Source organism: Citrobacter amalonaticus, assembly GCF_002918555.1.
In the GTDB taxonomy this organism is placed as follows: Bacteria; Pseudomonadota; Gammaproteobacteria; order Enterobacterales; family Enterobacteriaceae; genus Citrobacter_C; species Citrobacter_C amalonaticus_A.
Window position 1 is genome coordinate 880,834 of the sequence record NZ_PQMB01000003.1, and the last position, 16,067, is coordinate 896,900.

Sequence of the window (16,067 nt, forward strand, 5' to 3'; positions counted from 1 at the left end):
TCACCCAATTCAATCAACTTCAACCCGCATCAAGTCCCGTCACGGTGCAGTCGCGCCCAGAGACAGGAGGTGGCGACTGTCACTGTTTCTCATATTGACCGTCAGCGCCTGAGCCGTAGCCGCACTGTCGACGCTGAAAATCTGATCCGGTAGCGTGAAGCCGCGCAGAGCCAGTAATGCCAGTGGACCACTTCCAAGTTGTGAGCGCAGTACCCACTGCAGGGTTCGACCATCCGGGGCTGTGAAGCTCATCATCCACTGACTATGGTCAAGCTGCTGGCGTTTGCCCTGATCCAGCCAGCGAATAAAGCCCCAGGTCCCGCGGTAGTCCCCGAACAGGCGCGCACCGGCGTTGATAGTGGTCCAGGTCAGCAGGGTTCCCGGCTTGTACATCTCCCCGGGCCAGCGGAAACTTTGCCAGTCGGCCATCTGGTTGAAATAGTGCAGCTGCTGACCATCAATGGACAGCTGGGTTTCGACCACCTGCGGTACAGGGCGCGCCTGTAGCTCAAAGCTGATGCCCTGGCTTCCATCGGTAAACAGAATGTCTGACAGCTGGCTCAGCTGGTTAATGGCCCGCAGGAAGGCCGGGTTAAAGCTCAGCCCCTGGCCGTTGACCTTATCAGGCACCCACTGGCTGCCCTCTTTGTGCAGCACACCGCTGAGTTCAGTCGTCAGGAAGCGCTCAATACGTCCGCTGTCCTTGCGCACAAATTCAGCCAGCATCGGCAGAGAAGCGTCACTTTTGCTGACGGCAAACGGGAAACGTCCGTCAAATGCCGTGTGCCAGTTCGCTACCACGGAGCGTCTCCACTTGTCATTCAGGCTTGCCGCCGACGGCTGAAGCACGGTCTTCCAGGCCTGGGTCAATGGTTGCACAAACACCGTACTGCCAAAGCCGCTCCACTCTTCGCCAAGGCTTGCCGAAATCAGACTGCCGTACTGCTGGGTATCAGTGAGATCCACGCTTTTACCCTGGAATACGGTCTGCGCCAGAGTCAGCATCATCTCCTGCGGGTCGGAGGCACTGGCCACCTGTTGCAGACGCAGACGCACACGGGTGATACGGGTCAGATAGCTCTGCAGACTTAGCGTGTTATCCGCCGACATCACGTTGCGGCCTTTGTTTTTACCCAGAAGCTGAAGCAGTGGGCCAAAGGTTTTATCCAGTGGCCCCTGCGGGCCTGATGCAGACTGGTCAATCGCGGGCTTTTCTTTTCCACCTACCAGGTCTTTAGCCGATTTGATGATGGAGTCCGAAAGGCCTTCGCTTTGCTGGCCGGTCTGCCCCTGCCAGGCGAGGGTATTCATCAGGGCAATCAGCGGAGACTGGCGGACATCACTCATCAGCATCAGCTGGTCGGTGACATCCGCAATGCTTTTTGCCTGATTCCAGTGCAGGCTGTTGAGGAAGCTCAGCCAGCTACCGGCAAAGTCGGTGAAGTAACGTTGTGTCAGACGGGCTTTTAGTGCTTCCGGCGACAGGTCTCCGGAGACGGCTTTTCGGCTGTCGCTCAACACCCAGTCGATTTCATCCCGGCGGGAACTGGCGGCCTTCCCGATGGCCTGCTGAATCCCCCCTTCCCATGCCTGGCGGGTGAACATGCCCGGCACCACCTCTTCGGTGGTAAACAGGCGGCGGGCATCGGTACCGCTGGTCATGTCTTCCAGAGACACATCGGCGAAGTTACGACGCACGGATTTGAGCATATTCTCATACAGGGTGCTTTCAGCGTTGCGGCGGCCAATTTGCTGCAACAAGACCTGGCGGCTCTGGCTGACCAGCTTTGCATCCGGCATGATTTTCCACTGTGGCTGCTTTGGCAGCTCAGAGATGTAGAACGCCCACAAATCTGGCGACAGGCTTTGCCAGAGGCCGGTTGAGATGCCCATGCGTGTCGGCTGCACGGCTTTCATGGTCTGCGCATAAAATGCGCCATCGCCTTTATCCGGACGGGCCATCATTAGCCAGCCTTTAAGCTGGTCATAGCCCGGTTTCGCCAGCTGTGCACGCTGGTCGCTGTTGGGTGCTGAGTTTACCAGCGCGCTGAGTTTCTGCGTCAGGGCGGCATTTGCCGGGTCGCGTATCAGACGGTTGTTCGCCACACCGTACCAGGGCAGCATCGCGTCGAGCAGCTGCTGATTATGATCCAGACCAAAGCGCTGATACCACGGCGCACCGTCCTGAATACGGTGCTGCAGTCGGCCGGCATCATTACGCAGGGTGTGCAGGGTAGTTAGCTGGTCATCCGATACGGCAGGATGCTCTACCAGTGCATGAGCCTGTTCAGCAACAGAGACTATCTGCAGGCGGTTTACCGCAAACGACAGCAGCGTCCCCGCCCCCCAGACAGCGATAGTGACCATCAGAGTCCAGGCAAGCGTCGACTCCCAGGCCATACTGACACGGCGGCCACGTACACGGGGGCAGTCATCAACAATTCCCTGCCAGGTCACCGGCAGGATCAGCGCATGAGGGTGTGATTCCGGGACATATTTTTCTGCGTCGGCAGATGCAGTGGAAGCGGCTCCCTCTGACGTATATGCGGGTTTATTCTCCGCCAGGCTGAACATCAGCCCCCTCAGTGGGACGCGTTGCGGGGAGACAGCCAGCCATGGCACCAGTTGCTGAGCCCAGTGACCGATAGCGCCTTCTTTAAGGTGCTGGGCCAGGCGCAGCAGGAAGTCGTGACGGTTGTTCTCAGCGACCTGGCTCATACCCTGTGCCCGAAGCGCCGGCAGCATCAGCTCAAGCTGGCGGATAACATCGTCTTCTTTTGCGCGCAGTGGAAAGTTTGCCCCTACCGCCTGCTCAGGGCGCTTCGTCTGCGACCAGTCGCTGTCGCACAGTTGCCATAGCCAGACCGGTGCGGAATAGCGCAGCAGTTCGCTGATTTTTTCCAGCCCGCGTAAATCGTTGTCACTGATTTGTGGCGTCAGGTTAAGCGACGCTGGCATCACCCGAACCATTCCGTCCAGCGGACGTCCGCGGCGCAGTTTACGTAACGCGGTGTATTTTTCTTTGTCCGGTACTGGAGTCAGACTGCCGCCGTAAATCAGAACGGTACGGTTACCTTCAAGCCACAGCTGCTGTTGCAGGCCGGGAACCAGTTGCTCAATAGCTGAATCATCACCGGTGACCAGCAGCAGTTGTACCTTACGCCGCCAGAACAGCGAGTAACGTCTTCTGAGGTGATTGCTGAGGGCTGAAAAATCACATTGAATCGGGGTTTGTTCTTCATTCCTGTCACTCCAGTCATCAGGCGTAACAGGAGAGGGATTTTTTTGCCCGGAAAATGTAAAAAAAATGAGAGTACACAATAGCGCGGTCAGGGTTACAAAACCTGCCACCACATACCAGAAAACATTTTCGCCCCTACCAGAGGGTAATGGTGTGATCTGTACAAGAACAAAGAGCACCAGAAGAAAGACAAGCAGGATAAGGAGCCCTGCACCCAGGAGATTCGAGGCCTTTTTCATGCCAGTTATTCCTTTCCGGACTGTCGTGCAGCCCTGATAAATAAGGGCCGCTGAAGACGGGATGTTACACGCCGTAGCGCAAATACGATCCCGGGCAATGTCGCTACCAGTGATAGCAGCAAGAGAGAGATCCCCGACCAGGAAAATGCCATTAAAGGAAAATAGCGAATCATCAGACTGTACAGCCCGACAGTCAGCATCAGAGCCATCATCATTGAGCCGCCAGGAAAGGGGGCCGGAATAATAAAATGATCATGCCCGACAGCGGGTGCGGCGCTTCCAAGCGCAACAGCCCAGGCATTATGTTCATCTCCGAGAAGAAACCACTGGCAGGTAGGGCCATAAGCAGCCATATCTGCAGCACTACCAATCATTGCCCAACCGGCAAGATCACCGTAACGGGCGCATGTGGTGTCATAATCAATGACACCTCCGGTACCAATGCCATCATACAAAGAGATCGACAGGTCATTCAGCACCCTGCTCACCGACTGGCGTGGCGCATCTGAAAGCCCGCTGTGCCAGACCAGATGTTTCTTGCTGGCAGGAGTGAGAGCCATACTCCGTAATTCACCGAGTTCAGTGGCGAGCGTACTGGTGTTGAGTGGCATCGCCCGGAATAGCCGTAGCGCATTTTTTTGTTCACCCGGGTTCAGCATCGACGGTGGCATCAAAAATAGCGCGCAGGCAAATTCCGGTAACACGTCGTCAGGCTGGCGGTAATGCATAGCCAGAACCAATACGGGTCGCTTTGCTGACTCCACAAACTGGTTCCAGTCACCAAACGGTGATCCCGCATCCTGAAAATGAATATCAACTTTCCAGGGCTGGGAACCTGCATTCCAGATACGATGGAACGATCGGGATTCTCTATCTTTATCATTACCGCTGGTCTGAACTACAACCTGCAGCGGGCCCGAGGGATAGCGTTGCAGCAGCGAGGGCTTGATCTGAGAAATGAGATTACTGGATAGTTGCTCAAAACGTGAAATGCCTGGCGTAAGTGGTTCCTCCGGCAACAGCGTTAAAGGAGGTGTTTCTGCGCTGTCCTCCTCTTGCGCATGTGCGAGACGAGGCAACAACGCCGTGTCGGCAGAGATGCAAACATGGCGGAGAATGACGAGATGTTGATGTGCGCGTCTGCGCCACATCAGACGCATACTCCGGCACCACTCATTCCAGTTCCAGACTCGAATTGCGAGCGTTTCCCACCAGAAACTATAGACAGCGATAGCTGCCGAAATGCCTGTAAATGTCCGGATAGTCAGTGGTAACCAGTACCCACTGCTCAACGAAGGCAATCCTGTCGTCGGTAATTTCAGCACAGCAACAATTAGGCCAATGAAAAGGCCTAATACGATAATCAAAAGACAGACCCAGGGCGACCAGGCCGTTGCCTGCGCTTTTTCAGGCACCTCCGGCAGAGACCATCCCATCAGCCAACCTCCATATCCTGCAAGCTTGCGATGACGCTTGCACCACACTGCGTTTTACAGCCATGTAAAACAATTCCACGCCCGTTTTCTTCATAGGCAGAAATATCGCACTCAATAATTTTATTTATGCCATGCTCAGGGCAGGTGACGGTATCATTTAAGAGTGCGGCATTTTTACCGGATATATCAAAACTGGATGAGGCTGATGTGACTTTACCACCATGTGTAGTGGCATCCCCTAAAACAACTGCAAATTTCCCCACTTTCTATTCCTTTAATTATAATTAAACACCTGACTCCATAGTGCTTAATTTTAGAAAACTCACCGAGACTTAAAGTCAGCTTAAATATATTTATGCTTTATTTACAACTCTGTAAGCGGGTAACTTACGTTGCTCTGTATTAAACTCATCAACAACAGTATCCCGGCTAATTAAATCAGGCTCTGGCACTTTGTCAGGTATTCCACTAAAGAGATAGGGATCCTCCCCCTGTACCCAGTCCGCTTTTCGCCGTAAATCAGCCATAAATTCCTTATCCCAGGTTGCATCGCAATACCCAATCGGCAAATCATAAGCTACCACCTGCGACATGAAATCAGCACGCATTGGCAAAGTACTATGGTCCGTGGGCTGGGAAACGTAGGTTCTTAAGCGAGCATCTTTCTCTTCAAATGTTTCTTTGCGAGTCACGGGTACCAGTCGAGGCTCTGATTGTGTCCCCAAATTCTTAAAGCCAATCACAATATCCTGATTAGGATATAGATTGATGTAATTGTCATAGGTATTGTCTTTTTTTTGATTGTTCTTCGGGTTAATCTCACCCCATCCATCTTTTTGACTGGCATCATGTTCAGCTCCAACTCGGGACCCATCAAAATTAGCCAATGTGGCCGCTGATAATGGCTCAGGTACTTTTTCGGCATTAATAAAAACCGTTTGCCATTCTGGCGGATCCGGATAGGTGAAACTACTGCTTTGATACTGGTCACCTTTATCGTCCCAGAAAGGTTTTCCATCCAGCAATTTTGCAAAAGGCGTCACGGGATTTGGAGCTTCGCCACATGGAGTACTGCGAGCCAGCATCCGCTGAAATAAATTTCCCTGATGCTTTTTCAGCAGAGGATGAGGATGCCCCTGAGAATCATTGGGTAATCCCTGCCAGCCAATTGAGCGTAGCGGCCGTGACCCCATAACACGGTCATGAGGACAAAAGTAGATATAAGTGCGCCCGTGATTATCGCGTTCGGTAAGACTGGTACCATTTTCATCAGCAAGAGTGACATCAGGTCGCCAGTTTTTTTTATCTGCCGTTTGTCCGACACAAAGCCCTTCATAGCCCAGTGATGACAAATGATTTTTTCTTGAAGCCACCTTATCAATGATGGCAGATAACGTATTCTGCCGCCCTTCTGGCGAAATGCACTCATCTGCCGGAAGTGACGCGCCATTGAGATCGTTGTGATCCAGTGCATAGGGGGAGTTAAGTACAAATAATGCATCAGGTGCTTGTTCAGCAATTGCTACGGCAGCCATTGCGACCATGGTTCCCTGACTGTGAGAAACAATGGTCACCGTATCTTTGGGATATTTTTTACGGATACTATCAACCAGGTCTGCAAGACGTTTGGCCGCATGGGCATAATATTTTCGCGGCGGGGCATTGGTTAACAGGCGGTCTTTATCTTCATTAAACCATTGTATCTTAATACCGGCAACGCTCTCTTTAAATCCTTTCTCACTCCATAAAGAGTGCAGATTATTTGTTCCGTTCTGGAATGGTCCGCCGCCCCAGAAAAATGGCCCCTTAGCAATAATATTTTCATGAGAAACACCTTGCATTTTCAACTGATGATAATCAACGCCTTTCCTATTGGCTAACGGTATAACGTATTTATCTTCATTACCTTTAGGTGAGGAATACCCCCAGTAAAAACGAATAACTGGAGACCTATTTTTATCAACTTCAGGTAAATATCGGGATACTAGAGGTTCAGAATTTATTTTATCGTCAGAAAGATATTTGTTGGCCTCCAGTTCATAATCTGTCCCGTTTAATCCAAGCCTCTTATTCAGACCTTCGCAAAGTTTATCCTCCGCAATTGAAAACCACTCTCCTGTCGAGTTTACACCGTGTACAAGTAAAATAACACCAGGTAAGTGCGGCGGTAAATCACACCCGCCTCTGATCTGGCAATTTTTATGAGACGGGAATGAGTGCCAGGACGGATGCCCATTATCATCAAATTTACATTCAAGTTCCCGGATGGGTTCAGAATTACTGTTCATTTTTCACCACCTCCTTTTTCCCGTTTGATTCACTTGTATATATAATGGTTTTAGCTTTAATGCTTTTATTACACTGATATTTACTATCTAAGCCCTGAGTTAAAAGAATTGGGAATTTAATCCTATTGCTATAAACCTCATCTTCAATCCTGATTCGAATATCTGACAATTCATTTGCCATCAAATTACTTTCCTCATGAGTTTTCGGAGGTGTTAATGTTCTGATATAGTCGAATATATGAAACCTCGGTCCATAATCGTTTGCATAGGGCATTTTTTTTCTTATCAGTTCTTTTTTCACTAACTCATGAACTTTTTTCTGCCAGTCATCATAAACACTGATTAAATTTCCGTCTGAAAATATTAATTTATTCACTGAATGAAGATCGCGAAGACCTATAGGGTGAGAATATACACTCTCTGTTTGAGACCCATCTTTTAAATAAACCCCATCGTTTGCCACTACCACTTTAAGCTTACTGAATCGTTCAGGGGTGTTGTACTCCTCAGCTATAATTTTATAGATAAAGGTTTTTCCATGATCCGCTGAAAAGAAGAAAAACACAGGACAACCTCTTTCTGACCTTCCGCTACCACAATACTGATCAGTGGATGCTCCAGGAAATGCGAGATACCCATTATCCGCTCCATTGACAATGCTTCCCTGATATGACGCCATGCTATTCCCAAGACGATATGAGAAATCATTGAAATCAATATCCCATCCCAGCAGGTTTTTTATTTCCCTTTCAGTATCATTGTAATAAACCTGCCCCCCCTTATCACAAGATATGTAGTTTTCCAGTGTCAGATATCGATTTTTATCTATGCGATAAATAATTTGAGTCGGCGCATCCGTTTCAACTTTTCGTGATTCTTCTACCTGTTGAGACCCGCTCATTCCTCCCAGACCGACCCCAAAACTGGCCCCCATTGATACACCAGCTAAAAACTGAAGTCCTTTATAAATGGCATACAGGAGCACACCAGTAATGGCTATAATTGTGAGTACTTTTCTGTCTGACTGATTCCATTTCATATTATTGCGCCTTAACCAGGGTAATGAGCATATTGTCGATAACATCAGATGAGTTCAGCGACGTCGCGCCCGACGAATCTGGCACGCCTGCTTTTTATATGTATAAAAACGATCGTTACGTGTTCTTTCCCTGTACTGTAATCTACAAAAATATATTTATGCCTTATTTACAACTCTGTAAGCGGGTAACTTACGTTGCTCTGTATTAAATTCATCAACAACAGTATCCCGGCTAATTAAATCAGGCTCTGGCACTTTGTCAGGTATTCCACTAAAGAGATAGGGATCCTCCCCCTGTACCCAGTCCGCTTTTCGCCGTAAATCAGCCATAAATTCCTTATCCCAGGTTGCATCGCAATACCCAATCGGCAAATCATAAGCTACCACCTGCGACATGAAATCAGCACGCATTGGCAAAGTACTATGGTCCGTGGGCTGGGAAACGTAGGTTCTCAGGCGAAGATCTTTTTCTTCAAACGTTTCCTCACGGCTTACGGGAATCAACCGCGGTTCTGCTTCTGTACCCACATTTTTAAAACCAATCACAATATCCTGATTAGGGTAAAGATTAATGTAGTTGTCATAGGTATTGTCGTTTTTATTTTTTTTATCCGGGTTGAACTCTCCCCAGCCATCTATTTGCCTGGCGTCATGTTCCATCCCCACTCGTGTTACATCAAAATTTGCCAATTTAGTAGCATCAATAGGCTCCGGAACTTTTTCGGCATTAATAAAAACCGTTTGCCATTCTGGCGGATCCGGATAGGTGAAACTACTGCTTTGATACTGGTCGCCTTTATCATCCCAGAAAGGTTTTCCATCCGGCAATTTTGCAAAAGGCGTCACGGGATTTGGAGCTTCGCCACATGGAGTACTGCGAGCCAGCATCCGCTGAAATAAATTTCCCTGATGCTTTTTCAGCAGAGGATGAGGATACCCCTGAGAATCATTGGGTAATCCCTGCCAGCCAATTGAGCGTAGCGGCCGTGACCCCATAACACGGTCATGAGGACAAAAGTAGATATAAGTGCGCCCGTGATTATCGCGTTCGGCAAGACTGGTGCCATTTTCACCAGCAAGAGAGACATCAGGCCGCCAGCTCTTTTTATCTGCCGTCTGACCTACGCAGAGTCCCTCATAACCAAGCGATAACAGGTGATTTTTTCTTGAAGCCACCTTATCAATGATGGCAGATAACGTATTCTGCCGCCCTTCTGGCGAAATGCACTCATCTGCCGGAAGTGATGCGCCATTAAGATCGTTGTGATCCAGTGCATAGGGGGAGTTAAGTACAAATAATGCATCAGGTGCTTGTTCAGCAATTGCTACGGCAGCCATTGCGACCATGGTTCCCTGACTGTGAGAAACAATGGTCACCGTATCTTTGGGATATTTTTTACGGATACTATCAATCAGGTCTGCAAGGCGTTTGGCTGCATGCGCATAATATTTTCGTGGTGGCGCATTGGTTAACAGGCGATCTTTATCTTCATTAAACCACTGAACTTTGATACCTGCGACTCTCTCTTTAAATCCTTTCTCACTCCATAAAGAGTGCAGATTATTTGTTCCGTTCTGGAATGGTCCGCCGCCCCAGAAAAATGGCCTCTGAGCAATAATATTGTTATGAGAAACACCCTGCATTTTCAACTGATGATAATCAACGCCTTTCCGATTGGCTAACGGTATAACATATTTATCTTCATTACCTTTAGGTGAGGAATACCCCCAGTAAAAACGAATAACTGGAGACCTATTTTTATCAACTTCAGGTAAATATCGGGATACTAGAGGTTCAGAATTTATTTTATCGTCAGAAAGATATTTGTTGGCCTCCAGTTTATAATCTGTCCCGTTTAACCCAAGCCTCTTATTCAGACCTTCGCAAAGTTTATCCTCTGCAATTGAAAACCACTCTCCTGTCGAGTTTACACCGTGTACAAGTAAAATAACACCAGGCAAATGTGGTGGTAAATCACACCCACCTCTGATCTGGCAATTTTTATGAGACGGGAATGAGTGCCAGGACGGATGCCCATTATCATCAAATTTACATTCAAGTTCCCGGATGGGTTCAATATTATTATTCATTTTTCACCACCTCCTTTTTCCCGTTTGATTCACTTGTATATGTAATGGTTTTAGCTTTAATGCTTTTATTACACTGATATTTACTATCTAAGCTCTGAGTTAAAATAATTGGGAATTTAATCCTATTGCTATAAACCTCATCCTCAATCCTGATTCGAATATCTGACAATTCATTTGCCATCAAATTACTTTCCTCATGAGTTTTCGGAGGTGTTAATGTTCTGATATAGTCGAATATATGAAACCTCGGTCCATAATCGTTTGCATAGGGCATTTTTTTTCTTATCAGTTCTTTTTTCACTAACTCATGAACTTTTTTCTGCCAGTCATCATAAACACTGATTAAATTTCCGTCTGAAAATCTTAATTTATTCACTGAATGAAGATCGCGAAGACCTATAGGGTGAGAATATACACTCTCTGTTTGAGACTCATCTTTTAAATAAACCCCATTGTTTGCCACTACCACTTTAAGCTTACTGAATCGTTCAGGGGTGTTGTACTCCTTAGCTACAATTTCATATATAAAGGTTTTTCCATAATCCGCTGAAAAAAAGAAAAATACCGGGCAGCCTGTTTCTGAAGTACCGCTACCGCAATATTGCCTGGTTGATGCACCGGGGAATGCCAGATAACCATTATCTGCACCATTAATAATGGTTCCCTGATAAGCCGCAACATTATTACCACGACGATATGAGAAATCATAAAAATCTGTATCCCATCCCAGTTGGGTTTTTATTTCCCTTTCAGTATCATTATAATAAACCTGCCCCCCCTTATCACAAGATATGTAGTTTTCCAGTGTCAGATATCGATTTTTATCTATGCGATAAATAATTTGAGTCGGCGCATCCGTTTCAACTTTTCGTGATTCCTCTACCTGTTGAGACCCGCTCATTCCTCCCAGACCGCCCCCAAAACTGGCCCCCATTGATACACCAGCTAAAAACTGAAGTCCTTTATAAATGGCATACAGGAGCACACCAGTAATGGCTATAATTGTGAGTACTTTTCTGTCTGACTGATTCCATTTCATATTATTACGCCTTAACCAGGGTAATGAGCATATTGTCGATAACATCAGATGAGTTCAGCGACGTCGCGCCCGACGAATCTGTCACACCTGAAATAACAGAACCATCTGGCATGGTGATGTTATAAGCCTTACCAGGTATCGGTTCTTTTGTTAGCGCATTTCTGATAACAAATTTCTCATCAAACGTTGATGGCTCAAACGACTTCATCACGCCATGCAAACTGCCGGACCCCGCTTTCCTGATGCCCATATTCTTAATAAGCAGTTTCCCCGGGCCACCAATCTCAACATTCCCACCCCTGATTTTGATATAACCACCACCGCATATCAGCGTCAGTTCATCCTGCGCCGTGACAATCATTTTTTTGCCGCTTGAAATGTATGTGTCCTGTGTCGACCAGGTGGTGATATTTCCCCCCTGAGCCTGAATATCAATATCGTTTTGCGAGCTGAACAGTTTTGCGCCTTCACGGCTGTACAGACTGAGTTGCTTACCCGCAGCCAGCGTGAAGTCTTTTTGCACTCCGACATCCAGTTGCTTACCTGCCGTCAGCGTCAGATTATCTCTCGCCGATAGCTGCATATCTTCGCCACTCACCAGTACCACTCCTTTCGGTGCACTGCCCAGAATGACCTCCTCATGCAGTTGCTCGATTTTCTGCTTCAGGAGTTTTTGCTGACGACTGACATCCGCCGCCAGCGCCTGTGCCTGCTGTGCGCTTGCCGACAGCGATTCCATTTCCACTAATGCCGCCGACAGTCTGGCAATCGCCGGCTGCATTTCTAAAACCTGACCCTGCGCCTTTGCCTGCCCGTCTGCTGAGATGAACAGACCTTTCTGCGCACGGATGGCTCCCCGGCTGTCGGTTCTGAGCTCAAAACCCTCACCGCGCTTCTGCTTATCGGCATCCACTAAATGTCCGAGATTCAGCTGACTCTTGCCGCCGTACTCGGTGCTGACTTTGATGTGCTCTTTCCCGCGCTCATCGTCGAGCCGGATTTTGTTGTTCGCCGGGGTGCGCAGCACGTTACGTTTGTAGTTGCGGATGGTGACGTGGTCGCCGTGCGCCGAGTCGTGCAGCACGCCGGAGATGTACGGTCTGTCCGGGTTACCGTCCTCAAAGCCAATCGCCACTTCGGTGCCCGCCAGCAGCGGCAGGTGCAGGCCGTAAGTATCCCCGGCATAGGGGCGGGACTGACGGACCCACAGGCTCTCGAACCCGGTCTCCCAGTTGCCACTGTCAAACAGCATCCTGACGCGATAGCGGCCATCTTTATCGATATGCCCGTAGGTGTCATTTTCGGTGGTACTGGTGACGCGGGCCGGTAATGTGCCGGCCATCACCGGGCGTGAGCCAGGCTCAGGGCGGAAGCTAAAATCAGTGCTGTCCGGGATCCCGTCGAAGTTGACGCCAAAATCTTCATCACGCCGCGCATGGCTGTGCATCCCCGTGATGACCACACCATGAGCAAACACGTCCGCCACTTCGTAACCGCCGGTGACTTTCAGCACCTGCCCCGGAGAGAGGGTTGGGCAACTGGTGATGGCATGGGTCTGCGTCTGACCATTCAGGTAGCGTTCATGACGAATGCGGGCATAAAACGCCCCGGACTCCGGTGCCGGATTGCGGTCATACGCACTGCCCGGCGTCAGCCAGTTATCAGCATAGTGACAGGCATCACCGTAGGTGGTGGTATCCCCGCGGGTCGCATCGACCTGAGTGTTCATGTCATCCGTGGCCCGGCGGTAGTTGTAATCACGGGTGCTGACCTGCTTCTGCACCACATTATGATGGCTCTCCATTCCCCACACCGAGTCCACACCCTCCGAATGCTGGCCTGATGGCGGCACCGATAGCAGCGTCAGGCCTCTCTCGTAACCCTGCTGACTGTCATAAAACTCCACGACGTCGATATTCAGGCGGGTGTCGGTGGTGAAGCGGAACCAGATACCGACCTCGCCCAGCAGACGGGTGATAAAGTGCAGGTCGTCCTCGCCGTACTGCATCACCTGCTCGCGACGCGGATATTCTTTTGAGAGCGAGAACAGAAAATCCTGGCCGCGCATGCCGTGACGCTCACGCAGAATTTTTTCCACGATTTGCGGGACAGACATATCCTGGTAAATCGCGTTCTGATGCGAACGATCGAGCAGCGCCAGACGTGGCTGGAGCGTCAGGGCGTAATGGGTTTCATCTTTCGAGGTGCCGAGACGTGCAAAGCCGCTCACCACGCCCTGAAGGGTGCGCACAGCCTGTTGCATTTTAATGCCGTAACCCTGGTCAACCGGGGCCTGCAGCGTCAGAGAAGCGGCTTTCTTCAGCATCATTTCTTTGCTGATGGCATGGTCACCACTGGTAAACTCAATCCGGTAGCTGAACGGCGTGCTCAGGGCTTCATCGCCTTCAAACGCCAGCACATCAAGCGCTGAGCCGCACCCTTTAACCGACAGCAGGTGGTGGTTGTGGCTGAATCTTATCGGGGGATGGTTGCTCATACGTTCACTCCTTGTGTCCGGTCAAACTCCGGTCCGCTCCCCTCAGCCTCACTCCAGCTAAGGCATAGCGACTGTGGTTTCTGTTTTGCGGCAATGTGGATCGGCACCGGCAGAATTTGTTGATTAAGCAGGCAGGCGGCGTCATCGTCCGGCTCGTCCACCTTTACCATCCGGAAGCGACGCTCCAGTGCGGCATCGTTGTATTCAGACCCGCTGGTGGCTGCGATAGTACGCAATTCACCGCATGCAAGAGCGGGTTTCAGCAGATTAGCCGCATCCCCATCCCACTCGTAACGGCACGCCAGGACTGTCAGGTCACCTTCCCCCTGCTCGAACAGCTTTAACAACCAGCGCTCAGGCAGGATTTCTGCGTGGGCGTGTTTCTGGCACAGGGAGGCTGCGCCTTCCATGGCACGGACACAGTAAGGGCTCAGACGCCGCAGCAGGATGGCTGGATTTTCCATGAATATCTCTCTTTCTTTGCCGGTTCCTGGACACGCTACCGCCCCTCGCGGTTTCCCGTGAAGGGGACCAAAGCGCATACGGTCTGGCTGACAGTTTGTGGGTTTCTTTGCTGAACGACCGCGCACGCAGACGCTCAGCAAAAACGAAAAAGCGGACAGAGGTGACTGTCCGCATGCGACTTACTCGGTGGCGCATTCGTTCCAGGAATCGGAATGAACGATGTAGCCGTCTTTGTAGCTCCAGGTGTTTTTTCCGTAACACAGCTCGATCTGCTCAAGGTGGCTGTGCTTCTCGTAAGAAGGAGCCTTTATGTCGTGCATAACCGGATTTATTTTTGGGGAATATTCGGAAAGAACTGCGGCGAAGTTATTATTCAGATTAACTTTTTTTCGCTCTGATAATGGCGCGGACTCCAGACCATTACTGAAACCACCCGCAACCAGTAACTTCAGGGGAAGTTCGGTTTTCTTGTCTGCGCCATCCGTATGCAGGCCAGGCTTCAGATTAATAAGCGCCTTTGGCACTTCATTCAGGAAACTGTCAGCCATCTCATCATCCCTCGGCTATCGCTGTGCACACTTTTCACACTACAGTTTTTTACACGCGATATTAGAATAATGATCGGCACAAGATCAAATATACAGATCTTTAGTCCGCATTAAGAAAATCCTTAAGAATTTTTCACTATTTATTAATGATGAATAGCGCTGACATACCAGTAAAATGAGCTACCAGTAATACATTAAGCAAACATTTATGTCGCACTAGTTAAAGCACACGGAAAGTTGTTAACAAAGCAATGTGAAATTGATTTAAATCAATATTGAAATACTTAAAATACCCATGCATTTTCAAAGATAGGGTTTCAGATCGACAGAAGCTAAAAGGACACACCGGGAAAACTGAAAATCATGACCTTACTTAATGTGAGAAACACCGTAATAATCATGGTGAAGGCATAAGAAACATCATCGGATTATGTCCCGATAAACAATATTTGAGTTACCGGGCCATTCGAACGCTCTCCGGTAAGGCGCTTAATCAGGAGGAAGCCTGGCTACTGCGCACCGGGGAGGGACGCATCTGCTTGTCCATCAGCCACAAGGTGTTTTTGCAGGACCGGCAGATTGACCAGGACAGAAGATTATCCCCCACGAACACAAACATCCTGACCACATTGCCACTACGCTGGGAGATACTGGCATGACCCAGCAGCGTTGCTGCCAGTATGGCGGAGCCGGTGCGAAGTAAGCGTAAACCGACATGAGTTCGTCAGCAATCATCCAGAAAAAGTGAAAACCGCATTTTAACTTCCTTTCGGAAATCGGTCTTTTAATACAATAGGCAGACGGGCAGCACTGGCTGCCCGACATTTTTTATTTCAGGACATGTTAAGGTCATCTATGAAATCACATATTGCTGTTTTTACCGGGCTTATTCTTCTCGCGGGCGGTTTGATAACAACGGCACAGGCCACAGAACAGGCTCATCAGCGTCGTGAAGCCCGGGATACACGCCAGGACACCCGTCAGGATGCTCGCCAGGAAAAACGCGAATGCGTGGTCGGGAACGATAAAAGTAACCATGAGTGTCGCCAGGACAAACGACAAAGTAAGCAGGATGGGCGTCAGGAAGCCAGAGATATCAAATACTGATTTGGCCGCATCATAACAAGGCACGTTACATCCCTGCATCGTGCCTCTGTATCAGTACCGCGGGTTCATCGCCAATA

Annotated in this window: 10 protein-coding genes and 1 pseudogene; 1 reads left to right on the plus strand and 10 read right to left on the minus strand. The window is 49.3% G+C overall.

Translation table 11 applies throughout. The features are described 5' to 3' along the window. Positions 1–39: 39 nt before the first annotated feature. The 10 genes and pseudogenes from C3432_RS16970 to C3432_RS17020 all read right to left on the minus strand — a co-directional run bounded on the left by C3432_RS16970 (position 40) and on the right by C3432_RS17020 (position 14,883). Positions 40–3,480, minus strand: coding sequence for an ImcF-related family protein (locus tag C3432_RS16970; protein WP_103777710.1), 3,441 nt, complete (start codon positions 3,478–3,480; stop codon positions 40–42). 5 nt (positions 3,481–3,485) lie between these two features. Next, positions 3,486–4,916: a hypothetical protein gene (locus C3432_RS16975; RefSeq protein WP_103777711.1), complete on the minus strand. Its 1,431-nt coding sequence runs from the start codon at positions 4,914–4,916 to the stop codon at positions 3,486–3,488. Then, positions 4,916–5,179 carry a PAAR domain-containing protein gene (locus C3432_RS16980; RefSeq protein ID WP_103777712.1) on the minus strand — a complete coding sequence of 88 codons (264 nt, stop codon included), beginning with the start codon at positions 5,177–5,179 and terminating at the stop codon, positions 4,916–4,918. The genes C3432_RS16975 and C3432_RS16980 overlap by 1 nt, the downstream gene beginning before the upstream one ends. Before the next feature lie 90 nt (positions 5,180–5,269). Next, the gene (locus C3432_RS16985; protein WP_103777713.1) at positions 5,270–7,204 is read right to left on the minus strand and encodes a T6SS effector phospholipase Tle3 domain-containing protein; all 1,935 of its coding nucleotides are present in this window, start codon (positions 7,202–7,204) and stop codon (positions 5,270–5,272) included. Further along, entirely contained in the window at positions 7,194–8,243 is a 1,050-nt protein-coding gene (locus tag C3432_RS16990; protein ID WP_103777714.1) for a T6SS immunity protein Tli3 family protein, read from the minus strand. Before C3432_RS16990 ends, C3432_RS16985 begins: the two co-directional genes overlap by 11 nt. 156 nt (positions 8,244–8,399) lie before the next feature. Then, the gene (locus tag C3432_RS17000) at positions 8,400–10,334 is read right to left on the minus strand and encodes a T6SS effector phospholipase Tle3 domain-containing protein (protein ID WP_103777715.1); all 1,935 of its coding nucleotides are present in this window, start codon (positions 10,332–10,334) and stop codon (positions 8,400–8,402) included. Beyond that, on the minus strand, positions 10,327–11,373 hold the full coding sequence (locus C3432_RS17005) for a T6SS immunity protein Tli3 family protein (protein ID WP_103777716.1): 1,047 nt from the start codon (positions 11,371–11,373) through the stop codon (positions 10,327–10,329). The genes C3432_RS17000 and C3432_RS17005 overlap by 8 nt, the downstream gene beginning before the upstream one ends. Before the next feature lie 4 nt (positions 11,374–11,377). Continuing rightward, positions 11,378–13,870, minus strand: coding sequence for a type VI secretion system Vgr family protein (locus C3432_RS17010; RefSeq protein WP_103777717.1), 2,493 nt, complete (start codon positions 13,868–13,870; stop codon positions 11,378–11,380). 272 nt (positions 13,871–14,142) lie between these two features. Beyond that, positions 14,143–14,334: pseudogene (locus C3432_RS17015) on the minus strand (Clp protease N-terminal domain-containing protein); the annotation flags it as partial. A gap of 180 nt (positions 14,335–14,514) precedes the next feature. Then, positions 14,515–14,883 carry a type VI secretion system contractile sheath small subunit gene (locus C3432_RS17020; RefSeq protein ID WP_103777718.1) on the minus strand — a complete coding sequence of 123 codons (369 nt, stop codon included), beginning with the start codon at positions 14,881–14,883 and terminating at the stop codon, positions 14,515–14,517. Positions 14,884–15,738: 855 nt separating this feature from the next. Here C3432_RS17020 and C3432_RS17025 point away from each other — a divergent pair. Continuing rightward, the gene (locus tag C3432_RS17025; RefSeq protein WP_103777719.1) at positions 15,739–15,990 is read left to right on the plus strand and encodes a hypothetical protein; all 252 of its coding nucleotides are present in this window, start codon (positions 15,739–15,741) and stop codon (positions 15,988–15,990) included. Positions 15,991–16,067: the final 77 nt, after the last annotated feature.

Coding starts and splice junctions, on each gene's coding strand:
- C3432_RS17000 (WP_103777715.1), bottom strand. CDS start 10,334: ATGAATAATAATATTGAACCCATCCGGGAACTTGAATGTAAATTTGAT.
- C3432_RS17005 (WP_103777716.1), bottom strand. CDS start 11,373: ATGAAATGGAATCAGTCAGACAGAAAAGTACTCACAATTATAGCCATT.
- C3432_RS16985 (WP_103777713.1), bottom strand. CDS start 7,204: ATGAACAGTAATTCTGAACCCATCCGGGAACTTGAATGTAAATTTGAT.
- C3432_RS17010 (WP_103777717.1), bottom strand. CDS start 13,870: ATGAGCAACCATCCCCCGATAAGATTCAGCCACAACCACCACCTGCTG.
- C3432_RS16975 (WP_103777711.1), bottom strand. CDS start 4,916: ATGGGATGGTCTCTGCCGGAGGTGCCTGAAAAAGCGCAGGCAACGGCC.
- C3432_RS16990 (WP_103777714.1), bottom strand. CDS start 8,243: ATGAAATGGAATCAGTCAGACAGAAAAGTACTCACAATTATAGCCATT.
- C3432_RS16970 (WP_103777710.1), bottom strand. CDS start 3,480: ATGAAAAAGGCCTCGAATCTCCTGGGTGCAGGGCTCCTTATCCTGCTT.
- C3432_RS17020 (WP_103777718.1), bottom strand. CDS start 14,883: ATGGCTGACAGTTTCCTGAATGAAGTGCCAAAGGCGCTTATTAATCTG.
- C3432_RS17025 (WP_103777719.1), top strand. CDS start 15,739: ATGAAATCACATATTGCTGTTTTTACCGGGCTTATTCTTCTCGCGGGC.